This window comes from Pseudoclavibacter sp. 8L, assembly GCF_902506465.1.
Classification (GTDB): Bacteria; Actinomycetota; Actinomycetes; order Actinomycetales; family Microbacteriaceae; genus Pseudoclavibacter.
In genome coordinates this window covers 1-24,129 of sequence record NZ_LR733192.1, presented here as the reverse complement: position 1 = coordinate 24,129, position 24,129 = coordinate 1, and the positions used below count along the sequence as shown (strand labels likewise).

Here is a 24,129-nt window from a genome sequence, read left to right as displayed (position 1 = left end):
CCCGATCCCCGACTCCCCCGACGACTTGGAGCGCGCCCATGAGCGTCCGAAGCGAAGACCCGTCGACATCGACGTCGTTCTCCCCCTGGAAGCTCTTCTGGGAGCGCGGCGGCTGGTGGAAGGCGACGCTGCTCGTCGTCGTGTACTACGCGCTCTACCAGCTCGGGGGCCTGCTCTTCCTGCCGTTCAGGGGCGACCCTGCACCCGGTTCCGCAGCCGCCCTGCTCTTCGACTACATCCTGCCGATCGCGTTCGGCGGTGCGCTGCTCGTCGCCTTCGCGCTCTCGCTCGGCTGGCTGCGCGAGCTGTTCGCGCGGCAGCCGATCAACGGCAGGGGGTGGATGTGGATCGGCGTCGCCGTCGTCCTCGTCTTCAACGTACTCCGCTTCGCGTCGCTCGACTACGCGGCGGCCGGGCTCGATGTCGTCGCTGCCTGGCTGGTCGCCGGCCTCTGCATCGGCTTCGCCGAGGAGGTGCTGACACGCGGCTACGTCGTGAATCTCATGCGCAAGGCCGGCCACTCGGAGCTCGCGACCGCGCTCGTCTCGGCCGCGCTGTTCGCGGGACTGCACTCGGGGAACCTGCTCGGCGGGCAGAGCATGCTGGCAACGGGCATCCAGGTCGTCTACACGTTCGCGTTCGGCATCTGCATGTACCTCACGCTGCGGGTCACGGGCCACCTCATCTGGCCGATCCTCCTGCACGCGAGCACCGACCCGAGCATCTTCCTGCTGACCACGCACCCGGGGGACGGACCCCTTGCGAAGTTCGCCGGATTCGGGAACATCCCGGTCATCCTCTTCGGCCTCCTGGCGATCATCTTCATCCGCGGACGAGTCGCTGCGCCCACGCTTCCGGGACTGCCCGGAGGCGCGCCTCGCGACTGACAGCGCGCACCCTCGTCGCGAGCTGAAGTCAAGGGGTCTGGAAACTCCAGGGGCACCTGCGACGCTCAACCGGATCACACCGGGAGCCCATATGACCTCGATCTGGCACGACACCTCCGCTCGCCCCATCACGGACCCCTCCGACGAGTTGCCGAGCAGAAGCGACGTCATCGTCGCGGGCGCTGGCATCGCGGGGCTGACCGCGGCGGTCCTCCTCAGTGAGGCCGGGCTGAAGGTCACCCTCGTCGAGGCGCGCACCATCGCAGCGCTCGCGACGGGGAACACCACCGCGAAGTTCTCGCTGCTGCAGGGATCGCAGCTCTCCAGCGTTCGAGCGCAGCGCGGCCACGAGATCGCGGCAGCCTACGTCGAGGCGAACAGGCTCGGACTCGACTGGGCGGCAGCGTTCTGCGCCGAGGAGGGTGTGGGCTGGCAGACGAGGCCGGCCGTGAACTTCGCCACGACGAGGTCCGGGGCCAGAAAGGTGGACGAGGAGCGTGCGGTCGCCGATGAGCTCGGGCTGCGCGTCGAGACCAGCAGACACCATGGGCTGCCCTTCACGGTCGAGAACTTCTTCGCGGTCCCCGGCAACGGGCAGCTCGACCCGTACGAGCTGTCGATCGCGCTGGTCGCCAGGGCTCGCCGGGCAGGCGCGAAGGTCGTGGAGGGACTGACCGTCACCGCCGCGTCCCAGCACAAGTCGCACGTCGAGGTGCAGGCGACGAGGGCTCCGAACGCCGACCTCGTCTCGTTCTCCGCGTCGTACCTCATCCTCGCCACCGGCTTTCCCGTGCTCGACCGCGGCCTGCACTTCGCGCGCCTCACCGCCCACCGCTCGCACCTCGTTTCGTTCAGATCGGAACGCGAGGTGCCGACGGGCATGTACCTGTCAATGGATTCGGGCGGCCACTCGTACCGACAGTTCCGTCGCGGCGGTGACGACTTCCTGCTCGTCGGCGGGGCCGGACACCAGGTCGGGGCCGCCGTCTCGTCCCGGAAGCTCGTCGACGCCCTCATCGCCCAGGCCCACGAGCGCTTCCCCGGCCTCAGCGAGACTCACCGGTGGGCCGCCCAGGATTACACGAACGTCGACGCGACGCCGCTGTCCGGCCCCATCGACCCGCGCGACGACCGCATCCTCGCCATGACCGGGTTCGCGAAGTGGGGCATGACCAACGGCGTCGCGGCCGCCCACGACCTCGCTGCCCGCATCCTCGGCGGGCGGGCCGAGTGGATGAAGACCCTCTTCGATCGTGCCCCCAGCGCGAAGGGCGCCCTGGGGCTCGCTGAGCGCGGCGCACACACCGCGGCCAGACTCGCGAGCGAATGGGGCAAGGCGCTGAGCCACACCGCCGACGAGGCACCCGCGGAGGGTGAGGGGCGCGTCGGTCGCGACGGAGTGCATCCGGTCGCCACGAGCACCCTCGGCGGGACGACGCGCACGGTCTCGGCCGTGTGCCCGCACCTGGGAGGCGTCGTCGTGTGGAACGACGAGTCCTGTTCGTGGGACTGCCCCCTGCACGCTTCACGCTTCGAGGCGGACGGGACGCGGATCGAGGGGCCCGCCACGACGGGCCTGGCCAGTGCAACATAGGGCGTCTTACAAAGATCGAGTGTCTCCGTTGAGAGGTTTGCTGGGGCTCGAGCTTCCAGTTGCTTTCGAATGTGGAGTGGTCGTTGATCGAGGGTTCGTTGCCCGCCCCGACTGGGATGGTCACTGATGCTCGGACGACGGTCGAGGCAATCGCGTGCCGCGATCAGACGGGGATAGCCTGGCGTGATCTTGCCGAGGTGTTCGGCCGTGGTACAGGGTGTGGACCTGGCATGGCTGCGGATGGAAGCTGGGACCGCGCTCTCGCGAAGCTGGCCGCGGCTGCTGACAGCGCGGGTTCGTCCATTGGTCGATCTCGGTCGACTCCACGATCGCTCGCGCATCAGCACGCGACGACGCCACCCGCTACGACAAACTCGCCATCGTCTACCGCGCCGCCGCGATTCTGAACGCGGGGATAGCCTCACCCAGGGCCCTGTCAGGCACGCCCTCAGCGCCGCCATCGCCGCCTGCCCCGCCTCCACACCAAGTCCAGCAGCCCATTCCCTGCACCTCAGCTCGTCACGGGCGACGCGGGGATTCTTGAGTGCCGTCGCGGACAGATCGAGACAGGCTGAGTGATCGACCCAGCCGAGCAGCCGGTCGCCATTGGTGCGAATACATGGACCGTTCCATTTTGGACCGTTTGATGCCAAGCTTCGGTCGGACGCCAACCGTGCGCCGGAAAAGAGATTCGAAAATGAAAACACGTTCACAGGCCTCCTTGCTCCTCACCTCGGTCTTGCTTGCACGAACAGTTGTGTCCGCTCCGAACATGGCCGCCGCAGCAACCTCGGACCCGGCCCTTGAGGCCTGCCAGAACAGAACCGTGTCACCGGTCGACGTGGCTGGCCAAGCAGTACCAGCGGCACAGGTCGTACTCATGGAGAAACAAGTTGCGGACTACTGCAACAGCGGCGGCTCGACGGAGGAAACCCGGAACAGGAGTCGAGCAGCCTACTCCGGCCACGTCTCCGCGTACATCACAGCGAATCCTGGTGATATGCGTATCAGCGGCTACGCAGCAGGGCTCCCGAATGTGGGGCATGAGATCTCCTGCACGTACAAGAAGTCTGGTGGCTCGTGGATGAGTTGCGGCCACGGCGTGGGTCAGACTTTTCTCAGCACATCGACAGTCAAGTTCTGTCCTGTCAAGGGGACCTCTTGGACAGCCATCGCGACGGTCTACCGCAACGGTGCGGCCAAAATCAGCGACTCTACGACTAAGTTCGCAGTGTGAACTCGAATTTGATCAGAGCCGTTGCACTCGAGATTCCTTGCACTGACGACGTAAGCGCCCTCGTGAACTTCTTGGAAGTAACACCCGATCACGTCATCGTTCGACTTCGTTTCGAAACACCGGACCAAGTACCAGGTCGAGGCTCTGGACTGCGCGTTCTGGACAGCTCAGGCAACAATCTGGAGTGGCGCAGCACCATCGGTGGCGGCGACGTATTGAGTCCAGTTGCGGACTACATTTTCGAGAGGACTCGAGGCGTTTCGCTCGGGGATCATGTTGCGATTGGTTTTCAGGGACGATCACTAAACCGCATCGAGCTGGGCGGAATCTAGCTGTTGCGACCTAGAAGATTGTGAACAGCGGACCGTTCGAGGGAAACGACAACCTCCGTGCGGCACGCGGGTTACCACACCCACCCCAAAACACGGAGGTTTTCGTGCCCCACGAAATCGCACCCCTCATCTCGGAAGGGCGTCGACGACTCGCCAATCCCGTACTCGAACACGGGTGGACGATGCACCGCGCGGTGGAACGCCGCATGGTCGCGTTCAAGTTCTACCAGCACTGGGGACCGCAACGCATGGCCCATGGACTGCGCTTGCATCCATTGCTCGTGAGCCGGGACTGGATGCCGTTGCCGCGCCATCTCGATCAGGCCGCGAACATCACACACCGCAGGACCCGCGCCTACCGCCACAACCCAGGCGAACTCGAGCGCTTCAACCGGGCCCTCGCGAACAAATGGGCGTATCGCCAGCCCTTCGCGAGTAACACGGCCCGACACGACGCTCTTGCGGCCTGGATCGAGCACCACACCACTGAACGGATCCACTCAGGCCACGGGCTCACGCCCGCAGCCGGAGCGTCACCAACCCCGTGACTCAGTACATCTAGTCGACGGCGTCGGCCTTCTCGAACTTCCCCTTGAGCTCATCGAGGTCCAGAGCGTCCGTGGTGACCTGCTTCTTGTCGTCGTAGACGTCCCGGTCGATCTCGTTGGTGGCGTTGGCGACGAGCATGGCGACGAAGGTGTCACCGTTGACGTTGAGGAACGTGCGGAAGATGCCCGCGAACCAGTCGACGGCGATGAGGAGGCCGACAGCCTCAAACGGGAGGCCGAGCGAGGTGGCCAGGAACATGGCGACGACGGGGAAGCCGCCCGGCACGGTGATGGTGCCCATGTTCAGCAGGATGGCGAGGGCCATGCCGAGCACGATCGTCCCGAAGTCCAGGGTGATGCCGCCCGACTGCGCGAGGAACATGACGACGATCATGTAGTTGAGCACGGCGCCGTAAGACCCCATCGTGAGACCGACCGAGAGCGTGAAGTTGGCGACGGGCTGGCTGACGCCGACCTTCTCGATCGCCGTCTTCAGCACCGTCGGGTAGGTGACGGCCGAGCTGGTCGTCGTGATGGCGATCATCGTCTGATCGCTGAGCTTGGCGGGAAGCCGCGCGGGGTTGAGCCCCGTTCGCAGCCACACGACGATCACGAAGAGCACGAGCAGGATGAGCACCCCGATGAGGGTCGAGCCCAGGTACTTGAGTCCGCTCGTCACGACGGCGAACCCGACGGTGCCCGCGAGGTTCGCGAGCAGGCAGAAGACGCCGATCGGCGCGATGAGCATGACGAAGCGGATCATCGTGAGGACGATCTGCTGGATCTGGTCGAAGAAGTCCAGCACGAGGCGGTTGCCGGTCTTGGCGATGAAGGCGTTGAGCGCGACGCCGAACAGCAGCGAGAAGATGATGATCGGCACCATCGTGGCCGTCGACATGGCCGCGAAGATGTTCGTGGAGACGAAGTTCACCACCGTCTCCTGCCAGCCAGTCGCCTCGGCCGCGGACTCCTGCAGCGCTGGGTCGACCGCGGCGGAGAAGTCGATGCCGGCTCCGGGCTGGAGCACGGCACTGATGCACCAGGCGAGGATCGCGGCGACGACGGAGAAGCCGATCATCCACGCGAAAGTGCGGGCGGCCATCCGGCCCATGCCCGAACCGCTCATGGCCCCTGTCGCGACGATCACCGAGGTCATGACGAGCGGCACGATGGCCATCTGGATGAGCCGGATGAAGAGGTCGCCGACGAACTTGAGGTTCGCCGCCCACTCGCCCACGAGCAGACCGAACACGATGCCGAGGATGGCGGCGGACCCGATCTGGAGGGCGGGGTTCTTCAGAGTTCTCTTCACGGTGTCCTCCGGGCGACTGACGGTGAGCGGCGCAGAGCTGCGTCGGTGCGACCCAAGCTAGGGCCGCCAGAAGCCGCACTTCAGCAGATTGGTAGGACCGTTACATGCTGTTCACGTGGCGCCTCAGCCCGTAACACGCTCTTTACAGGAGCGGCCATCTCCCGCCGTGAATGGACCTCTCGGGCATGCCACACTGAGGATGTGGTGACGGTCGCCACACCGCTCACTCGAGAACAGGTGGCCCCGTGACTGACACGACCGACCGAACCCTCGGTCCGCTTCCGCGCACGCGCGCTCTCATCGCGGACGACATCGTGCTCCACCTGGAACGCCTCATCGTCGGGGGTGATCTCGAGCCAGGGGCGAGCCTGCCTCCGGAGCGCACTCTGGCACTCGAGCTCGGCGTCTCGCGCAATGCGCTCAGGGAAGCCCTGACGCGACTCGAGGGCCTGGGCCTGCTCGAGCGCCGCCACGGGAGCGCCAATCGTGTCAGCCGCGCCATCCCACTCACTGCGACACTCGCCGGCAGGCTCCAAGCGGTGCAGGCGGACTACGACCACTCGGCAGAGTTCCGCGCCCTCGTGGAACCGCGCATCGCACGGCTCGCGTCCGAGCGCATCGACCGGAAGCAGCTGGCGACGCTCGGAGAGCTGCTCGCGCGCTCGGCCGACGAGACCGATGCCGATCTCTCCGCCAGGCTGGACATCGCCTTCCACACGGCTATCGCGCAGGCCACCGCGAACCCCCTGCTCGCGACGCTCGGCGAGCTCACCGCGTCCTGGACCGTGGAAGCACGCGTGCTCTCGCACCTCGAGGGGCAAGGGCGGAGGGTTTCCCACGACGGCCACTCGCGCATCTTCGCCGCCCTCTCCGCTCGCGACCCGGAAGCGGCCGAGTACGCCATGCGCATCCACCTCTCGGAGATCCGGGACGTCATCGAGCAGGCTCGGAGCGAGGAATCCCCTGCCAGTGCCCACACCGAAGTGCGGGTTGAGCACGGCGGTTCTGGTCCAACCAATCTCGGGCCATCGAAGAGCTGAGGGCAGCCGAGGCAGATTTCACCTCGGGTCATTGCCTTCTTCTCGCTCGTCTCATCCAAAGGTGCTCAGATCACGAGAGTGGATCGTGCCCCTTTGCTTGCTTCAACCGAGCACACCGTGCAGCGCGCCGAATGAGGGAGACCGCGAAAAGCGCAACGGACACCAGGCGGGTGACCACCAGCCCGTCGCCACGGAGCGATGGTGAGGTCGGTATAGGCCTGCACGCAGGGGGACATTAGTCGCATGGTGGTGAACGACGGGCGCTCAGCGAGAGTCACCACGACGAAGAATGGAAGAACGCCCGCTCCGCGAGCTTGGCCTTCAACCATTCCGGTTGATGTTCCTGAACTGACCTAGGGCATGTCTCCTAAAGATCGTTGAGGTGGATGCGAGCCTGGTGTCGTGTCTCGTTTTCAGACGCTGTCGGATGCTCAGTGGGGTTTTGACGGGACCGGGTTGCCGCTCGCGATTCTGGTCACGCCGGGACAAGCGGGCGACTCCAATGTCCCTTGGAGCAGCAAGGTCACCGGAAGCGGCGCGGCTCCCGAGGTGGCCGACCCGTCGATTTCGACCGAGACGACTACCGCGGGCGCAACGTCGTCGAGCGCCGCTTCTGCTACCTCAAGCAATGGCGGGGCCTCGCAACCCGCTCCGACAAACTGGCGATCACCTACCGCGCCGCCGCAGTCCTGGACGCCGTCATCGCTTGGGCCAAACGTTGAGCAGACACGCCCTAGATGACGTTCGTCGCCTGGCTCAAACGGCTTTGAGTGCGAGCGCGGGTTCAATGCGTGCGGCCCGCCTGGAGGGGATCACCGCCGAGAGTGATCCGGCAGCTACTCCCGCGAGGATGGCCAGGGCGGCCCCAACCATGTCAAAACTCGGGGACCATCCGAGGGCAACGCTGATAGCAACGGTGGCCCCAACCCCCAACGCGACACCGGCCAGGGATCCGGCGAGTCCGATGAGAGTTCCCTCAGTCAGGAACAGGGCGCGGATGTCCCTCCGCGTAGCCCCAACGGCGCGGCGCAGGGCGATCTCCCGAGTGCGCGAAATAACGGTCAAGAACATCGAAATTGAGCTGGTCAAGCAGACGAGCATGAGCAAAATGACGGAGACAAGGAGGACCGTCAGAGCGAGGTCGGCGTTCACACCCTTGGTGAGCGTACGTATGTCTGCCACTGTCCGCACTTGGGCAGACTCAGGGTGGGCAGGGTCGATTGCGAGCGGTAGGGCCTCCGCGATGCGGGCCGGAAGTCCCGGCTGAGTTCGGACGGTGAGATCCCAACTGAGGTTGGCGGGTTGAACGAAGTCAGCCTGAGATACCAAGACGCTCGTGAGCAAAGTGGGGTCTCTCTCTGCCCCAGTGAGATGCCCCACTACGGTCACAGGTTGCCCGGCTATTTCGATCTCGTCGCCGATCGCGTCAGGCGCGATACCGAGGGAGGTCGCCGCCTCTGGGCCCAAGATCGCCGCCCTGGAACCATCGCTTGCGCTGAAGAGCGCTGTGGCGTGCTCGGGCCAGACTGAGACTTCAGGTGTGGCTAAGAAGCGGTCGTCAACGATACGTGTCGCTACCGCGCTTTCCATCGTGACATCACCAACGTATCGGCGGAGGGTCGCCTCGCTCTCGGAGAGGGCCGCTGAACCGCTGGCGAAGAGCACCCCCTGGAGCTCAGTTGCCCGTTCAGCAGCCTGCAGCGATGCTCCTGCATCGGGGAGTCGAACGACGACTTCGTCAAGTGCCGCAGCGCTGAGCGTTTCGGAGACTTGGTCGGCTGCTGTCGCTGTCAAGTTTGCCGCGACCACCAGTCCGGAAATGGCGACCACGAAGGCGACGAGGATTGCGAATGAGCGTACGGGGGCAAGCAAAAGCGATGTGAGAGCTTCCGGCAAGTGCCACCCGCGGAGACTGCGCGTTCTTGGGGTCTTTGGGGCAGGGTCGAGGCCAGCCAGTTGGCCGCAGTCGACAACCGTTGCCGGCGTCTGCGATGCGACTGATTGATCGGAGACGACTTGCCCGTCTTCGACTCGTACAACGCGTTCTGCAACTCGCGCGACTTCATCCGAATGTGTCACTACGATGACGGTCACCCCGGACGCGTTGAGCATCTCCAGGTGCCCCAAAACGAGCCTGGTGTTCTCGGAGTCCAAATTTCCGGTTGGCTCATCGGCCAACAGAATGACGGGCTTGCCGGCCACGGCCCGTGCAAATGCGACCCGCTGTCGTTCACCTCCGGACAGGGTTCCTGCAAGTTGAGATGACTTCCTGATGAGACCAAATTGATCGATCGCGGAGCTCACCAAATCCACTTGCTGGTCTTGGGGTATGCCTCTCATACGGAGTGGCAAGGCGACGTTTCTAGCTACCGATTCCTCGGGGAGCACGAAAGAATCCTGAAAGACGAAACCGAACGTCTGCGAGCGCAGTCTGTCGCGCTCGCCTTCAGTCAGGCCGCTAGTTTCAACCCCGTTGATCCTCAACTCACCGGAAGAAGGTGTGTCCAGGAGTCCGAGCAGGTTAAGAAACGTGGACTTTCCTGCTCCGGATGGACCGACGATCGCAACGAACTCACCTCGCTGTATTTTGAGGGAGACTCCTCGAAGTGCAGGTGCATCCGTTGTCGCATACACCCGGTGTACGTCCGTCGCCTCAAGGACGTTCAAGGTGTGATCCTCACCGAATCACCCGGTTCGAGCCCGACCTCTGAGATCTGTGCCCAGCCTGATCCCGTTGAGAGCACCCCTATGTCAGCGCGCTCGCCGGCCTCAAAGTTGGTAGCAGTATCGACGATCACGTGCGGACTACCGGAGGCGTCTCTTATGGCTGTGAGCGGGATTGCAAGCACCGGAGAGGAAGAGCCCTCTGGACTCATCTGAACGACCGTTCCTTCCGGCAACGCGTTCCAACCATCAGGGAGCGCCACAGTCGTTTCTCTGCCAGCGGGAGCGCCGCTTGTATCTGACGACGAGTCAGGGATCACGAGTTCCCCAATGCTGAGCACGGTTCCCGTTGCATCCTGCACCCCAGGGGCGCTCAGAACCACCGCTGTTCCCGCGATGAAATCCCCCTCATCGACCACAGAGACATTGAGTTGAATTTCTTTCGAGGCCGCGGAGAGCTGGGCAAGGGGTTCCTCGGCACCGGCCAAATCACCGACAGCTGCGATGGAGTCAACGGTCACATCGTTGCCCATGAGCTGGACGATCTCAGTCACTGGAACATACGAGTAACGGATGGGTGCCGTGTTCTGAGAGGGTGCCGGAGAAGCTGTTGACGTGGGTGGTGGACTGCTGGCTGCCACCTCCTCGGTAGGAAGTGCATACCCCCTGGTTTCCCAAAGTTCCTCTGCTGCGGACATGGAGTTTGCGCTGAAGAACTCATCGACATCGTAGTCGCCCGGAACGAGGGCAGACAGGGCGCGTTCAAACGCAAGCACATCGGATCCTGTGTCCCCTACCCGCAGAGGTCTGTAGAGCGGAGAGTCGACCCGGAGCGCAATCATGGGTCGCCCAGCCACCGCGAGTACAAGACTGCCGCTCGAGACGAGTGTCCCAACAGACACCCCTGTCGCCGTGACGTAAGGAATGACCCCCGGATCCTCAGCGGGAACGTACATCACGTCTGTTTTTCGACCTGGAGCGACACTTCCCTGAGCCACGGTCGTCTCTTCCACGACGCGGAGCTCAACGGGCGCGTTCACCGGAGCAGGTTCAGTGAGGTCTAGGCCCTCTGCAGCCGGTGAACGCGGAACAAGTAGCCCGGCTGCAAACCCCGCTGCAGCTATAAGTGCCGTTACCGAGGCAAAAACGATCGCTAACTTGAGCCTCGCAACCCGCGGAAGCTTTACTCGTGGCGCATCCTCCGGTTCAGGAGTGCTCCCCGATGATGTTTCGAGCTTGTTCAATGATTTCCTGTTGCTTCTCAAGAGAGCTATTCAGTGCTGTCTGTTGGTCGGCAATGAGGGCCGTCTGGTACTGGGACTCGATGTCGGCCAGGCGTTGGATTCGGCCCGTTGAGTCACTGCATGTCGCCTCAACGACTGCTGCGCGCAGTGCCCCCTCAGCATCTGCGGGCACGACTGGCCCAAGTGCTTCCCTGTCGGCGACGAAGCCGGCATCTTCGATGCATTGGTACCACTCGTCGTCGGCAGCCTGCCATCGGGCGTCACTCTGAGCGAGTTCGAAGGCTGTCGAAGCGATCGATGACGCCAAGTACGTCTCGGCGTCCTGACCGTCGGCAGCCATTGCGTCTCGAGTGACCAACGGCAGATACTTCACTGTGCCGCATTTGTCAGCCGCGAGCATGTCGGCCTCCGAGAGTTCCGAAAGAGGATCCGCGTACTTCTCCCCGGGCGGGAGGGCGTATCCATAGGCTGCGGCCTCGTCAACGTCCCAGAGTCCGTAGCGCCTCTCTGGCATTGCTGCTCTCTCTGATACGGGAACGGTAGGGACGGTGTACTGGCCACCGTTCTCGTTCACGCAAGCCTTGAACTCCAGATGGAACGCCTGGTCGATGAGGTCAGCGTCTTTGTCAGTCATGAGATAGGCGTCGAGCGGGTACGAGATCTGATGCAGCGAGTAATCGACGGTAGCGCGGACATCCGAGAATTCAGAGATATCCACCTGAGAGAAGGAAGGTGCTGTGGGGGGTTGAGTGTTGTCGGTTTCGCCAGCACAGCCTGCGAGAGCCGCGAATGCGGCGACGCTCAGGAGAGCGCCGCCGCACCGGACTGACGATCTGTGGCTCACTTAGAGCTCGAGATGATGTTGTCCATTCCCACCATGGGCAGGTACGAGTACATGCTGTTTGGGTGGGTTTGAATGCTCTTGCCCTTGAAGTTGTTGTGCTCATAGAGCATGTAGTAGCTGGAGGTGCGGTTGTTCATGCTGGAGATTTCGTCGTTCCAGAAGTCGTAGTACATCCATGCAAACGATCGCCCGGCGACGTTCGTGATCGCACCATCGAAGTTGACCTTCTCCCAGACACAGTGGTGCCCTACGGAGCATGAACCAGTGCCGGCAGACGCGGGCGCTGCGAACACAACCGCGCTTGTTGCAAGGCCGGCCGTGACTGCCGCGGCCGCCAGAACCTTCTTCAACGACTTCACTTCGCTCTTCTCTTTGAGGTGGGTTCAGGCTCTCGACCTGGACCGAGCCAAGTGCGCTTCTGGACCGGGCCATAATATCGGGCGCGTAACGAATCTGTCAATTTTCTATGAATACCCACGAGTTCTGCGGTTGCCCCTAGCGGGCCTAGTCAAGCTAGGGGCTTCAACCGCCGGGACTCCGGGACTCTCGGCATGGAAATCGGCGACGAACTGATCTACCGAGTCAAGGACTCGGACGAGTCTCAGCGCGTTCAGCTCTTGGCGGTTGAGAACGCGAAACGTCCGAGTCGCTTTCCTCGAAGCACCTGTCGGCGAGAAGCAGGAGCTACCCGTGCCGGGTGTTCGTCTGCGTGGACCGTGGGCATCCGTGGCCGAGCATGACGAGCCCATGGTCAACTGGGATCGACTGCCTCGAGTCGAAGCCCGTGAAGCGGATTGCGCTCGTTCGCGCTTGAGCGGCGGTCGAGGACGTTCTTCTGCAGCAGACTGAAGAACGATTCCATGGCCGCGTTGTCACCCGCTGCTCTCACTCGCCTCATCGAACCGCCGCGACCGCGAGGGACGACTTCCTGCGGTCGCTGATCGGATCGGCCAGTCAACGGTAGTGCGGCAGGCGAGCGATCTTCAGTACCCGGCACGTCACCGCGACAGGCACCCGGACCGGCGACGTCTTCGCGGCCAGCTCGCGGATGAGCGGGTAGATCATTGTGCGGAGCCCGGAGCCGCCGAGCTTGAGGTTCGCCTGCGACAGATGCGCTGCAGCCTTCCTCAGCACCTCGTTCTCCTGCCCCAGCAGCCGGATCCGTTACTTCGCCTCACGCAGCTCGTCCGCTTCCGCCATGGTCGCACCGGGCCGCGTTCCGGCCTCGACATCAGCTTGGCGCATCCAGTTCTGCAGGCACGTCTCGCTGATCCCTAAGTCCGCCGCGACCTTCCGCAACGGCACACCCGGATCCCGATCACGCGCAACCGCGACGACACCCTCACGGAACTCGCGGGATAGGGCTTGGGCAAGATGACATCCTCAAAGCGGCACCCTCAGGCACCACAGATCAGGTGTCACCTATCCGCTCAGCAGACCCACCCGACCACCGGCGAGATCCTCGCCCAAGGCACCATCAACCCGAACCGCGACTACCAATCCGAAAACAAAAATCCCCCTCCCGAAGGAGGGGGATAATCGCCGAAGCGCGGGCACATCCGTCTACGATGTCCAGACACTTCACAATGGCGGTGACGGTGGGATTTGAACCCACGGTAGAGTCGCCCCTACACAACATTTCGAGTGTTGCACCTTCGGCCGCTCGGACACGTCACCGTGAGGAATCTTATACCGAGACCAGGGGTGCGCCGCAAATCGAGCCGCCCAGGCGTGTTCTCGAGAGACCAGCCGAGGGCGGGCTCCTAGACGATCGGGATCTGGAACGTCTCGGTGAAGGGCGGCAGCGCCACCGTCGACACGTAGGAGACGTTGGCCCCTGACGGTCCGGTGACGCGGAAGTTCGCGACCAGTGTGGTGACACCGGAGTCGACGGTGGCGGTGAAGCTGCCGTCTCCGTTGTCCGTGAGGACACCGCCCGTGATGGCCGTGTTCACGATCGTGACGCCGGCATCCGGCGTGATGACCACGGTGGAGTTGTCGGGGAGCACGGAGTCGTTGCCGTCTCCATCATCGCCCGTGAGCGTGAACCGGGCGACGTTCCCGCTCACGACGCTCGTCGACCCACCCGTGTACCAGGTGTTCGCGAGGGGAGCGGGCGTCGAGGCCACGGCGATCGGCGCCGCTACCGTGATGGCTACGGCCGGGACGGACCAGGCTGCGCCGGCCAGAAGGGTGCGACGGGAAGTGCTGTCAGAAGACACGAGGATCCTGTTCGAGAGGGGGAAGCACGCAGGGAGATGGACGAGTCGGCAGATGGGGAATCGGCTCGGCCAGGTGGATAATCGCACGCGCGAGAGAATTCGCGTTGCCCCTTGTATTTTGACGACACAAAGCGTGGCGGTCGCGACAGGTCTACCGACGCGTTCCGGTCTCGATCAGGTGCACAGCTCCCACGTCGATACGGAGATCAAGCGTGCAGGCGGCCCGGCCAGGCCCGCGGAGTTCCTCGCCGTCGGCGTAGACGAGCACGCCCTTCGGCACCAGCACGCGGATGCTCGTCAGGCGCTCGAAGGTGACGGCCGGGAGGCGCGTGTGCAGGCCGACCATGGCGAGTGGGAAGAGCGTGAGCAGCCCGATCCTCGGGAGCCCGCCGACGACGAACAGGTCGAGGAATCCGTCGTCGATGACCGCGTGCGGCGCGACCGCGATGCCCCCGCCGATCGACGAGCCGTTCAGCACCGTGAGCATCTCGGCGGCGACCGACTCGGCAGGGCCGCCGTCGATCCGAACAGCGAACTCGAGTGGCTCGAAGCGCCGCACGGATTCCAGCAGGGCGGCGACGTAGCGGGCCGTCCCAGGCAGCCGCCGCAGTTCATTGGCGCGCCGATTCACGACGGCGTCGAAGCCGATGTTGACCGAGTTGACGGCCACGTGCTCGGTGCCGTCGACCATCAGTCGCATCGCGTCGACGCTCCGAGTGCGTGCCGTGCCGGTGCGCAGCGCGGTGAGCATCCGCTCGATACCGACTGCTGGCGCGCCTCGTTCGATTCCGGCGGCTCGAGCGAAGTCGTTGCCCGTGCCAGATGGCACGACCCCGAGGGGGACCTCGGTGCCCGCGACGAGGCCGGCCCCCATCGACACCATGCCGTCCCCGCCCTGCACGATGAGCGCATCGGGGCGACGCTCCCCGGCGAGCTCGGCCGCAGCCTGGCGTCGCAGCTCCTCGAACGAGTCGGCCGCCACGAGCACGACCTCGAGATCCGGCGAGGAGACGGCACCCGCTCCCCCGGCGAGGCGCCTGCCGAGGTGCGCGGATGCGCCCAGCCCAGCCGTCGGGTTCACCACGTACAGGACTCTCTGCGCTCGCACGTGCCCATTCTGCACGCACCAGGTTCCCGCGCATCCTCACCCCGCACTTCGCGGCCCTCGAATCGCGACGCCACGGGCCCGCTGACGCGCCAGTGTCGGTGGTGCCACCTAGCCTTGGCACATGCCTCCCAAGACCAAGCAGCAACCAGCGTTCAAGTGCACCGAATGCGGCGCATCGTCGCTGAAGTGGTTCGGGCAATGCCCCGAGTGCCAGGCCTGGGGCACCCTCGTCGACCGCTTCGAATCGCAGACCGCTGGCCGCATCCAGGCGGCCACGATCAGCGAGTCACGCGCCGCACGGCCGATCACCGAGGCGCCCATCGACAACGTCGCCCACCGCCCGACGGGCATCGGCGAATTCGACCGAGTGCTCGGCGGCGGCTTGGTTCCTGGCGCCGCCATCCTGCTGAGCGGCGAGCCCGGCGTGGGCAAGTCCACGATCCTCCTCGAGCTCGCGTCACGCGTCGCAGCCAAGGGCACGACCGTGCTGTACGCGTCGGCAGAGGAGTCCGTGAACCAGGTGCGGATGCGCGCCCAGCGCACCAATGCCCTCCACGACACCCTGTACCTCGCGAGCGAGACCGACCTGTCGACCGTCCTCGGCCAGATCGAGCGTCTCGACCCGGGCCTCATCATCGTCGACTCCGTGCAGACCGTCGCGAGCGACACCGTCGACTCGCTCGCCGGCCAGCCCAGCCAGGTGCGCGAGGTCGCATCCGCCCTCATCCGAGTCGCGAAGACCAGGGGCGTGCCCGTCATCATCGTCGGCCACGTCACGAAAGACGGCACGATCGCGGGGCCCCGACTGCTCGAGCACCTGGTCGACGTCGTCGCCCACATCGAAGGCGACCGCCACACGGCGCTTCGCTTCGTGCGCACCATCAAGAACCGCTTCGGCCCCACGGACGAGGTGGGCTGCTTCGAGATGACCGGCGAGGGAATGACGGAGGTGCCCGACCCGTCAGGGCTGTTCCTCAGCGAACGCCCCGAGCCGGTCAGCGGCACGTGCGTGACCGTCGCGCTCGAAGGGCGACGCGCCCTGCCCGTCGAGATCCAGGCGCTCGTGCAGAAGACCAACGCCCCGAACCCGCGCCGCGTCACCAACGGCGTCGACACGAGCCGGGTGGCCATGCTGCTCGCCGTGCTCGAACGACGCACGAAGCACAAGCTCTCGGAGTACGACGTCTACGTGTCGACCGTCGGCGGGGTCAAGCTGCAGGAGCCTGCGGCCGACCTCGCCATCGCGATCGCCATCGCCTCCTCGATCCGCAACCGGCCCGTGCGCGATGGCACCGTCGTCTTCGGCGAGGTGAGCCTCGCCGGAGAAATCCGCCGTGTGGCATCCGCCAACCTCCGAGCGGCCGAGGCCAAGCGCATGGGCCTCGCCCACGTCGTCGACCCGTCCATCGGCAGCATCGACCGCGCCCTCACTGCCGCGCTCGGCAACTGAGCACCGGGCGCTCCCTCGGAGCGCGTGAAGCCCACAGGCTCGAGGAGCCCAGAAACGCGAGTAGGCCCGGAGCGATGCTCCGGGCCTACGTGCTCGTCGGCCGATGGCCGACTCAGTGCTGCGTGCGCGTGCTACGCGTCGCTGCCCGCGCGTCGGCGGAGCAGGATCGCGGCGCCACCGGCGACGAGGAGCGCAAGCGCGCCCGCGATAGCCGCGAACATGGCGTTCTCGTCAGCTCCGGTCGTGGCGAGGGCGCCGTCAGCGGCATCCGCCGTCGGAACCGGCGCGGCCGTGGCAGTGGCCGTCGGCTCAGCCGTCGCGGTCGGAGTGACAGAGACCGTCGGTCCAGGCGTCGAGGTCGGCGTCTCAGCGGCCGCCTGAACCGAGACCGGCACGGCAACGGATGCAGCAGACAGGTCCGCGAGGAACGTCAGCGTACCCTCCCCCACCGAAGAGTCGACGGGAACGGTGAAGCTCACATCGACGAGGTTCGCGTCGGCAGCAACGTCGACAGACCCGATGCCGATCTGCTCATCGCCGAGCCACGCCGTGACCGAAGAGCTCTGGATGAATCCCACCGACTGCAGGTTGAACTTCGCAACCTTCAAGGAGTAGCTCTCACCTGCCTGGAACTTGTTGTCCGTGGGCAGACCGACGACCTCGAAGCCGTTGCGCTGAACATCCGGGACCACGCCAGCCGATCCCGCGGCCGTCTTCGCGCGAACCCAATTGACGAACGCGTCGAGATCGATCAGGCCGGTGTCCTTGACGCTCTCGGCGTTGTTCAGCGAGTGGAAGTTGTCTCCACCCGCGGCGAGGAACGTCGGCATTGCGACGTTGTAGACCTGGCTGCTCGAGACTGGCTCACCGTTGATGGAGAGCGACACGATTCGCTCCATGCGCGGCCGTGAGCTGTCGAACGCGTACGTGAAGTTGTCGCTCAGCCCGAGCTGCAGGTAGTCGCGCGAAGGCACCTCGCCGCCGGCGGTGAGCTGCCACTGCTCCTCGAGCACGTTCTTCAGCTCGGTGCCGGAGATGCTGACAACCGAGAGGTTGTTCGCGAAGGGAAGGACCGTGGCCGCTTCCTTGTAGGTGATCTGACCGTCGTTGTCGAGCAGGTCCGCACGGAGGCCACCGGGGTTGATGATCGCCGCGTCGACGTCGAAGCGGCCCGTGTCACTGATCGACTCGAGCATCGACTGCGCGACGATGCCACCCAGCGACGACTCCTCCGCACGGTTGTCCTGTCCGCCCTCGGCGACGACACCGGTGGTGGAGCCATCCTCGGCCATCTCGATGGAGTCGGGGACAAACGTCTTCGCCCTGGAGATGTCACCCTGCTGGGTGCCGATGACCTCAGCCCCGAGCACGTCGGCCGTCGCGATGGCTGCGTCGAGCTTCGCCTTGATGTCGATGATGCGCTTGTCGTTGACGTACTCGATGGGCGCCGGGTTCTTCGGCGGGGCAGCGTCCGGCTTTAGCGTCGACGGGTCGATCGAGTCGTAGACGGGCACGATGGAGCTGTCCGAGGCGGTCACGTTGCCCTCAGCGTCAACCGTGAGCACGACCTGCGCGAGGTTCTCGGCGTACTGCCCGGCCTGCACGATGGGACGGGTCGATGCGCCGTTCGGGGCGTCGTAGGCGTAGGTCTGGTGCGTGTGCGCGTTGAAGATCGCGTCGACCTCGGGGGCCGTGTCCTCGGCGATGGAACGGAAGGTGTTGCTCTCCTGGTTCTCATCGAGAGGAGCGTCGGACTTCGGCGCGCCCTCGTGGTAGGAAGCGATGATGACGTCGGCCGACTTCGCCGCCGTGATCTCGGCAGCCACCTCGTTGACCGCCTCGACGGGGTCGCCGAAGGTGACGCCCGTGATGCCGTCGGGCGAGACGAGTGCCGAGGTCTCCTCCGTCACGGCCCCGATGACGGCGACCCTGACGCCGTCGACGTCGAAGATGGCGTGCGTGTCGAAGGGATGGCTGCCGTCCGCGAGCGTGACGTTCGCGGCGAGGTCGGGACCGTTGGTCGCCGAGGCGAGCCGGCCGGTGGCGTCGTCGATTCCCTTGTCGAACTCGTGGTTGCCCTGCGTCCACGAGTCCACGCCGATCGCGTTGAGCAGGTCGATCGTCGGCTGGTCCTGCTGGATCGAGGACTCGAAGAGGCTCGCGCCGACAGCATCTCCGTTGGAGATGACGAGGCTGCTGTCCTCGCCGAACTCCTTCTGCGCCTCGAAGACGGAGGCGGCGAACTTCTCGCCGTTGAGGATCCGACCGTGGAAGTCGTTGAAGCCGATGAGGTTGATCTGCTTCGCACCGTCGGTTGGCGTGATGAAGCTCGGCGAGAGGACGGCGGCTTGAGCTGGTGCCGCGAAGGCAGACACAAGAGCTGCCGTGCCGAGAACGGCAGCGGCAGCGGTGGCGCGCTTGCGAGTGGGCGTCGTCATGAGTCTCCTGGCGATCGACGAAAGGACTGAATCGTGCGGAACGTGAGGATGCTCTCAGCTCACACTGTCTTCAAGGTTAACGTTCAGGAGATTTTCGCGAAAGCCCCCGGGCACCCCGCGCGAGTCAGTCGAGAACGAACGTCGCCGGCTGCGACGCGATGCCGTTGACGCTCACGACGAGCTGGTAGTAGGCACCCCCGGCCACCGCATCCGCCCTGTCGGTCCCGCACGTGTCGAGCGAGGAACGCTCGCGCACCCAGGTGATGGGAGGGGCTGTCACCGACTGTCCAGCACCGATCGTGACGATCTCGTCAGCTGGGTCGGTCTGGCAGTGCGACGACACCCAGATCACGTCGGCGCCGCTCGAGATCGTGTAGACCTGCACGGCCGTGCCGACGTTCATGACACACGCCTCGCCGCCCGTGTTGGTGATCGAGAGCGACAGCTGAGGCTGCGCGTCAGGCGCGTAGTTCGTCGCGTCGAGCATCGCCGAGACGACAAGCTCAGGGGCTGCGCACTCGGCAGGCCCCGTCGGGGTGGGTGTGGGCGTTGGCGTCGCCTCGGCCGCCCCACCATCGCCGCTTGACGCGGTCGAGGTGGACGAGGCCGTCGGCGCAGTGGATGTCGGGGCATCGCCAGGGTCGCCAGAACCGGTCCCGAAGAGGCTCGTGATCCCCCAGACGAGCGCCCCGACGACAAGCACGCAGACGATGAGGAGCGCCAGCCGCCGACGGCGGTAGACGGCCTTGCTTGGTCTGCGGGTCGAACTCACTCGCCAAGGGTACGGACCCGTCCTTGGGACTCCCGTGAGGCGCACCGTGCGGTTCCGGCGACGCGTTCGAAGAGCCCGTCGCAGCGGCAGGGATGCCCCCTTACAGCACCTTCAGCATGCGCGTGTTGCCGAGCGTGTTGGGCTTGACGTGGGCGAGGTCGAGGAACTCCGCAACGCCCTCGTCAGGCGAGCGGCGCATCATCTCGTAGGTCTCCGCATCCACGATCTGCTCGCCGACCGAGACGAAGCCGTGCCTCTCGAAGAAGCCCGTCTCGAAGGTGAGGCAGAAGAGGCGCTCCAGGCCCAGTTGACGCGCATCCGCCATCAGCCGATCGAGGATCACGTGCCCGACACCCGTGCCGCGAACCGAGTCCGCCGTCGCGATGGTGCGCACCTCGCCGAGATCGCGCCAGAGCACATGCAAGGCGCCGCAGCCGACCAGCTGCCCACGCTCATCGACCGCCACCCGGAACTCCTGCACCGCCTCGTAGAGCGTGACGAGCTCCTTTCGCAGGAGCACGTTTCGGTCGACGAGCGGCTGAATGAGCTCGCTGATGCCCACGATGTCGTGCGTGGTGGCCCGCCTGATGGTGATCTCCTGCATCCGACCAGCGTACGCGCGGCCGCACGGGCAGGACGCTCAGGGCGACAGCACGGGTAACATCACGGACATGCGCCTTGGAGTTCTCGACGTCGGATCCAACACCGTCCACCTCATCGTGGTCGACGCCCACCCCGGTGCGAAACCAGTCCCCGAGACGTCCCAGAAGAGCGTGCTGCGCCTCATGCGCTACCTGCAGGCCGATCGCTCCATCTCCGACGAAGGCGTCGCGAAGATCATGGAAGCCATGCACCGCGCCGCCGACGCCGTGAAGAAGAGCAAGCTCGACCACTTCATGCCCCTCGCCACCAGCGCCATCCGAGAAGCCAAGAACGGGCCGGAGCTGCTGAAGCGCATCCACCGCGAGACCGGCATCGACCTGCAGGTCATGAGCGGCGAAGAGGAGGCACGCACGACATTCCTCGCGGTGCGCCGCTGGTTCGGCTGGGCCGCCGGGCGCATCATGCTCGTCGACATCGGCGGCGGATCCCTCGAGCTGGCCGTCGGCGACGACGAGCTCTCCGAGCACGCCATCTCCGTGCCGCTCGGAGCAGGCCGCAGCACCGTCAACTTCCTGCACAACGACCCGCCGACCGACGATCAGGTCGAGGAGCTGCGCAAGTACGCACGCAAGCTCATCAAGGAGGCAGCGGAGACCTTCGAGGGTGGAGCCCGACCCGACCAGTTCGTGGGCTCGTCCAAGACCATCCGCTCCCTCGCGCGCCTCGCCGGTTCGTCCATCGACGGCATCGGCGCGGGCCAGCGCACCACCCTGCAGAAGTGGCAGCTCGACGACTGGGTGCCGCGCCTCGCGAAGCTGCACTCCGAGGCACGCCCCGCGCTCCCTGGCATCACCACCGACCGTGCCCTGCAGATCGTCGCCGGCGGCGTCGTCCTCTCCGAGGTCATGCACGTCTTCGACATCAAGCAGCTCGACGTGTCCCCGTGGGCTATGCGCGAGGGTGTCCTCCTCGACTACCTGGACCGCCTCCCTCACTGAGCACCCGGCGTCACCGCCGCTGCCGCGGAACGTGCTTCGGGATCTGCCACCCCATGAGGGCCGCGCCCACGAAGCCGAGGACCCCGAGCATCCCGGACGTGAACGAGATCGACACGACAGCGGTGGCCACCGCCACGATGACGGGCACGGATGCTGCTGACGAGTCGGTGATGAGTCTCCAGGCCCCGAGGAACGGGGCCGGATCCTGACGCGGCGCGAGGTCGGCGCCGAGCGTCATGAGGATGCCGGAGCCGATGCCGTTCGCGAAGCCAAGCCAGATGGCGAGCACCGTGAACCACTGCTGAGAGGCGTCGCCGACAAGATCGTGCGTGAAGGCGAGCGTCAGGAAGCCCGCGCCGAGGCCGAGCAGCGCCGGCACGGCGCCCCACACTCGCCCGAAGCGATCCATGACCCAACCGGACACGAAGAAGAGGGCGAAGTCCACACCAGCGCTCACGCCGATGACGAGCACCGCTGTGGCGGTGTCCATGCCGATCGACAGCGCCCACAGCGGCAGCATCACGTTGCGCGCCGCCCGAAGCGCGGCCATGATGCCCGCGCCCGTCCCGAGGCGTACCAGCACGCCCGCGTTGGCGCGGATCGTCGCGAACACGCCGAGGCGTGCGGGCGCGCCTCCCACCGCACCCGCCGCGCCAGCCAAGACCGGCGTCTTCGCGGAATGCGACGGGCGTGCGACCGTCTCGGGGTCAGGTGCGAAGAGCAGGATGAGCGCGGCCACCGCACCGCACACGACGAAGACCCAGAACCCGTACTGGGGAGCATCGAACAGGACGAGGATCCCGGCGATGATGAACGGTCCGACGAAGAAGCCGGCGCGGAACACGCCGCCGAGCGTGGACAGCACTCTCGCCCGGTAGCGCAGTGGCACGTAGGTCGTGAGGAACGCGTGCCTCGCGAGGTTGAAGTTCGCGGCGGAGATGCCGATGATGACGACACCGACGAGCAGCATCCAGGGCGCAACGGCGAACGCGCAGAGCAGGATGCCGATGAGGCTCACCCCGAGGGCGGCGAGCATGGCACGTTTCTCCCCCAGGCGCTGCACGACGGCACCTGCGGGAAGATCGCCGATCATCTGGCCGATCATGAGCGAACCGGCGATGAACCCGGCCAGCTCGATGCCGGCTCCCAGCGAGACAGCCACGGTCGGGATGATCGGGATGATCGCGCCCTCCCCGATCGCGAAGACGAACGACGGCAGCAGCGCCAGCAGTGTCACCTGCGCGAGCGTGGCTTCCTTCTTCGGCTTGCCGTTTGACGAGGGGGACGCGGATGCAGGCACGCGTTCCAGCGTAAGCCCGTCCGGTCGTGCGCCGGACAGGGGCCGCTGGCACTGCACACTAGCTGCGTGCTCTTGCAGTGTCATTGACGACACTGTGTGACGCACACTATGGTGTGAGTCATGGGCACTGAAGAAACGCACGACATCCACCTGCAGGAGCTCCGCAGGGGCACCGTCGTGCTCGCATGCCTTCGCCTCCTCTCCGAGCCTGGCTACGGCTACGGCCTCCTCGAAGCACTGCAATCCCGCGGCTTCGACACCGATGCCAACACCCTCTACCCGCTCCTTCGCCGCCTGGAGAAGCAGGGCCACCTCACGAGCGAGTGGAACACCGACGAGGCGCGACCTCGCAAGTTCTATCGCGCCAGCCCATCCGGTGCCGCACTCGCCGCCGCGATGACCACCGACTTCCGCTCCCTTGCCCAGGCGATCGAGCACCTCCCAGAAGGGGCCTGACATGACGACCATCACCGACACCCTGACCGAGCGCTACGTGAGCGCCGCCATGCGCACGGTGCCCGACGACCAGCGCGCCGACCTCGAGGCCGAGCTGCGCGCCTCCATTCGCGACCTCGTCGATGCGCGAGTCGAATCCGGCGAGGCGGGAGACTCCGCCGAGGTGGCCGTGCTCACCGACCTCGGCGACCCTGAGCTGCTCGCAGCCAGCTACACCGACCGCCGGCTGTTCCTCGTGGGGCCTCGCTACTACCTCATGTGGTGGCGGCTCCTGAAGACCCTGCTGTGGATCGTCCCGGTGTGCGCGGCTTTCGGTGTGGCAATCGCACAGACGCTCATCGGCAGCACCATCGGCGAGATCATCGGCGAGGTTGCGGCGGTCACCTTCAGCGTCATCATCCACGTCACGTTCTGGACGACCCTGGTGTTCGTGGTGCTCGAGCGCTCCGGTGGCCAGTCCAAACCGGAGCAGTGGAGCGTCGCCGACCTGCCGGAGATCCGCCAGACCGGTGCCGGCAGATCAGAACTCATCGCCTCGCTCGTGTTCCTCGCACTCGGGACCGGCGCCGTCATCTGGGACCGCTTCATCGGGTTCGTGCCGACGCAGCCGGGCCTGTCGTTCTTCGGGCACGACCTCTGGCCATGGTGGGCCCTCGCGCTGCTGGTGCTCTTCGTGCTCGAAGCCGCCTACAGCGTGGCGCTCTACCGGACGGGCCGCGTCACACTGCCCCTGGCATGGGCCAACGCAGTGCTTGCGGTCCTGTTCATGTCGTTGCTCCTGACCACACTGGGTCGCGGTCTGCTGCTGAACCCTGACTTCTTCGCCACGATCATCCCGAGCAGCGACAGCGCGGTGACGGTCACCACCATCGTCACCGTGATGATCGCCTTCGGAGTCCTCGCCACCAGCGTGTGGGACATCTGGGACGGTTTCCGCAAGGCCACCCGCTAGATGTATTGACCCGTGAGGTTGTGAACGCGGTCTGAGGGGCGTTGGCCGCCGATTCCGGTGTGGGGTCTGTGGTGATTGTAGTGATGGAGCCAGGTGTCGTAGGTCGCGGCTCTGGCTTCATCGCTGCC

At 65.4% G+C, this 24,129-nt stretch carries 21 protein-coding genes, 1 tRNA gene and 4 pseudogenes; 11 read left to right on the top strand and 15 right to left on the bottom strand.

The features are described from left to right. Nucleotides 1-38 precede the first annotated feature (38 nt). The 5 genes and pseudogenes from GV007_RS16685 to GV007_RS19290 all read left to right on the top strand — a co-directional run. Nucleotides 39-887, top strand: a complete 849-nt coding sequence (locus tag GV007_RS16685; RefSeq protein WP_160074609.1) for a CPBP family intramembrane glutamic endopeptidase — start codon at nt 39-41, stop codon at nt 885-887. 91 nt (nt 888-978) lie between these two features. Next, a complete protein-coding gene (locus GV007_RS19300) occupies nt 979-2,481 on the top strand; it encodes an FAD-dependent oxidoreductase (RefSeq protein ID WP_236558595.1) in 1,503 nt (500 codons plus the stop codon). Between the two features lie 59 nt (nt 2,482-2,540). After that, a pseudogene (locus GV007_RS19295) lies at nt 2,541-2,929 on the top strand (transposase); the annotation flags it as partial. Between the two features lie 324 nt (nt 2,930-3,253). After that, entirely contained in the window at nt 3,254-3,718 is a 465-nt protein-coding gene (locus tag GV007_RS16675; protein ID WP_160074607.1) for a hypothetical protein, read from the top strand. Nucleotides 3,719-4,421: 703 nt separating this feature from the next. Beyond that, nucleotides 4,422-4,598: pseudogene (locus GV007_RS19290) on the top strand (integrase core domain-containing protein); the annotation flags it as partial. 10 nt (nt 4,599-4,608) lie between these two features. Here the strand turns inward: GV007_RS19290 and GV007_RS16665 are convergent. Further along, on the bottom strand, nt 4,609-5,910 hold the full coding sequence (locus GV007_RS16665; protein ID WP_160074603.1) for a dicarboxylate/amino acid:cation symporter: 1,302 nt from the start codon (nt 5,908-5,910) through the stop codon (nt 4,609-4,611). Between the two features lie 245 nt (nt 5,911-6,155). Between GV007_RS16665 and GV007_RS16660 the strand changes: the two genes are divergently transcribed. Both GV007_RS16660 and GV007_RS16655 read left to right on the top strand, forming a co-directional pair. Further along, nucleotides 6,156-6,950, top strand: coding sequence for a FadR/GntR family transcriptional regulator (locus tag GV007_RS16660; RefSeq protein ID WP_160074601.1), 795 nt, complete (start codon nt 6,156-6,158; stop codon nt 6,948-6,950). A 479-nt stretch (nt 6,951-7,429) separates the two neighbouring features. Further along, nucleotides 7,430-7,672 (top strand): annotated as a pseudogene (locus GV007_RS16655) (IS5-like element ISDge16 family transposase); the annotation flags it as partial. Between the two features lie 34 nt (nt 7,673-7,706). Here the strand turns inward: GV007_RS16655 and GV007_RS16650 are convergent. The 9 genes and pseudogenes from GV007_RS16650 to GV007_RS16610 all read right to left on the bottom strand — a co-directional run bounded on the left by GV007_RS16650 (nt 7,707) and on the right by GV007_RS16610 (nt 15,032). Further along, on the bottom strand, nt 7,707-9,617 hold the full coding sequence (locus tag GV007_RS16650) for an ABC transporter ATP-binding protein/permease (RefSeq protein ID WP_160074597.1): 1,911 nt from the start codon (nt 9,615-9,617) through the stop codon (nt 7,707-7,709). Then, the gene (locus GV007_RS16645) at nt 9,614-10,858 is read right to left on the bottom strand and encodes a hypothetical protein (protein WP_160074595.1); all 1,245 of its coding nucleotides are present in this window, start codon (nt 10,856-10,858) and stop codon (nt 9,614-9,616) included. Before GV007_RS16645 ends, GV007_RS16650 begins: the two co-directional genes overlap by 4 nt. Then, the gene (locus tag GV007_RS16640) at nt 10,821-11,576 is read right to left on the bottom strand and encodes a hypothetical protein (RefSeq protein WP_160074593.1); all 756 of its coding nucleotides are present in this window, start codon (nt 11,574-11,576) and stop codon (nt 10,821-10,823) included. Before GV007_RS16640 ends, GV007_RS16645 begins: the two co-directional genes overlap by 38 nt. A gap of 122 nt (nt 11,577-11,698) precedes the next feature. Next, nucleotides 11,699-12,061 (bottom strand): peptidase inhibitor family I36 protein, encoded by a 363-nt coding sequence (locus GV007_RS16635; RefSeq protein WP_160074591.1) that lies wholly within the window; start codon nt 12,059-12,061, stop codon nt 11,699-11,701. 595 nt (nt 12,062-12,656) lie between these two features. Then, a complete protein-coding gene (locus GV007_RS16630) occupies nt 12,657-12,836 on the bottom strand; it encodes a hypothetical protein (protein ID WP_160074589.1) in 180 nt (59 codons plus the stop codon). Nucleotides 12,837-12,866: 30 nt separating this feature from the next. Beyond that, nucleotides 12,867-13,049, bottom strand: a pseudogene (locus GV007_RS19475) (transposase); the annotation flags it as partial. Between the two features lie 240 nt (nt 13,050-13,289). Further along, a tRNA-Ser gene (locus tag GV007_RS16620) sits at nt 13,290-13,379 on the bottom strand. Between the two features lie 86 nt (nt 13,380-13,465). Further along, complete coding sequence (locus tag GV007_RS16615) at nt 13,466-13,924, bottom strand: hypothetical protein (protein ID WP_160074587.1); 459 nt, start codon at nt 13,922-13,924, stop codon at nt 13,466-13,468. A gap of 151 nt (nt 13,925-14,075) precedes the next feature. Further along, complete coding sequence (locus GV007_RS16610) at nt 14,076-15,032, bottom strand: diacylglycerol/lipid kinase family protein (RefSeq protein WP_160074585.1); 957 nt, start codon at nt 15,030-15,032, stop codon at nt 14,076-14,078. 121 nt (nt 15,033-15,153) lie between these two features. On the opposite strand from GV007_RS16610, the gene radA reads away from it, so the two are divergent. Continuing rightward, complete coding sequence (radA, locus tag GV007_RS16605) at nt 15,154-16,482, top strand: DNA repair protein RadA (RefSeq protein WP_104305910.1); 1,329 nt, start codon at nt 15,154-15,156, stop codon at nt 16,480-16,482. A gap of 131 nt (nt 16,483-16,613) precedes the next feature. Here the strand turns inward: radA and GV007_RS16600 are convergent, their stop codons facing one another. The 3 genes from GV007_RS16600 to GV007_RS16590 all read right to left on the bottom strand — a co-directional run bounded on the left by GV007_RS16600 (nt 16,614) and on the right by GV007_RS16590 (nt 20,296). Continuing rightward, nucleotides 16,614-18,920: a bifunctional metallophosphatase/5'-nucleotidase gene (locus GV007_RS16600; protein ID WP_160074583.1), complete on the bottom strand. Its 2,307-nt coding sequence runs from the start codon at nt 18,918-18,920 to the stop codon at nt 16,614-16,616. 124 nt (nt 18,921-19,044) lie between these two features. Beyond that, on the bottom strand, nt 19,045-19,692 hold the full coding sequence (locus GV007_RS16595; protein ID WP_160074581.1) for a hypothetical protein: 648 nt from the start codon (nt 19,690-19,692) through the stop codon (nt 19,045-19,047). A 100-nt stretch (nt 19,693-19,792) separates the two neighbouring features. Then, nucleotides 19,793-20,296 carry an amino-acid N-acetyltransferase gene (locus tag GV007_RS16590; protein WP_104242911.1) on the bottom strand — a complete coding sequence of 168 codons (504 nt, stop codon included), beginning with the start codon at nt 20,294-20,296 and terminating at the stop codon, nt 19,793-19,795. Between the two features lie 67 nt (nt 20,297-20,363). Here GV007_RS16590 and GV007_RS16585 point away from each other — a divergent pair, with 67 nt between their 5' ends. Next, the gene (locus GV007_RS16585) at nt 20,364-21,293 is read left to right on the top strand and encodes a Ppx/GppA phosphatase family protein (protein ID WP_104242939.1); all 930 of its coding nucleotides are present in this window, start codon (nt 20,364-20,366) and stop codon (nt 21,291-21,293) included. A gap of 10 nt (nt 21,294-21,303) precedes the next feature. Here the strand turns inward: GV007_RS16585 and GV007_RS16580 are convergent, their stop codons facing one another. After that, nucleotides 21,304-22,593 (bottom strand): MFS transporter, encoded by a 1,290-nt coding sequence (locus GV007_RS16580; protein ID WP_236558594.1) that lies wholly within the window; start codon nt 22,591-22,593, stop codon nt 21,304-21,306. Between the two features lie 120 nt (nt 22,594-22,713). On the opposite strand from GV007_RS16580, the gene GV007_RS16575 reads away from it, so the two are divergent. Together GV007_RS16575 and GV007_RS16570 are read left to right on the top strand one after the other, a co-directional pair. Next, the gene (locus GV007_RS16575) at nt 22,714-23,049 is read left to right on the top strand and encodes a PadR family transcriptional regulator (protein ID WP_104299630.1); all 336 of its coding nucleotides are present in this window, start codon (nt 22,714-22,716) and stop codon (nt 23,047-23,049) included. A 1-nt stretch (nt 23,050) separates the two neighbouring features. Further along, entirely contained in the window at nt 23,051-24,001 is a 951-nt protein-coding gene (locus tag GV007_RS16570) for a permease prefix domain 1-containing protein (protein WP_160074577.1), read from the top strand. Here GV007_RS16570 and GV007_RS16565 read toward each other — a convergent pair. After that, nucleotides 23,998-24,129 (bottom strand): integrase core domain-containing protein (locus GV007_RS16565; RefSeq protein ID WP_160074575.1); only part of this gene is annotated, 132 nt, incomplete at its 5' end. The two genes, GV007_RS16570 and GV007_RS16565, sit on opposite strands and share 4 nt — an antisense overlap.

Bases quoted from the DNA above. Each gene is read 5' to 3' on its own strand.
- GV007_RS16590 (WP_104242911.1), bottom strand. From the start codon at position 20,296: ATGCAGGAGATCACCATCAGGCGGGCCACCACGCACGACATCGTGGGC.
- GV007_RS16570 (WP_160074577.1), top strand. From the start codon at position 23,051: ATGACGACCATCACCGACACCCTGACCGAGCGCTACGTGAGCGCCGCC.
- GV007_RS19300 (WP_236558595.1), top strand. From the start codon at position 979: ATGACCTCGATCTGGCACGACACCTCCGCTCGCCCCATCACGGACCCC.
- GV007_RS16675 (WP_160074607.1), top strand. From the start codon at position 3,254: ATGGCCGCCGCAGCAACCTCGGACCCGGCCCTTGAGGCCTGCCAGAAC.
- GV007_RS16600 (WP_160074583.1), bottom strand. From the start codon at position 18,920: ATGACGACGCCCACTCGCAAGCGCGCCACCGCTGCCGCTGCCGTTCTC.
- GV007_RS16685 (WP_160074609.1), top strand. From the start codon at position 39: ATGAGCGTCCGAAGCGAAGACCCGTCGACATCGACGTCGTTCTCCCCC.
- GV007_RS16575 (WP_104299630.1), top strand. From the start codon at position 22,714: ATGGGCACTGAAGAAACGCACGACATCCACCTGCAGGAGCTCCGCAGG.
- GV007_RS16585 (WP_104242939.1), top strand. From the start codon at position 20,364: ATGCGCCTTGGAGTTCTCGACGTCGGATCCAACACCGTCCACCTCATC.
- radA (WP_104305910.1), top strand. From the start codon at position 15,154: ATGCCTCCCAAGACCAAGCAGCAACCAGCGTTCAAGTGCACCGAATGC.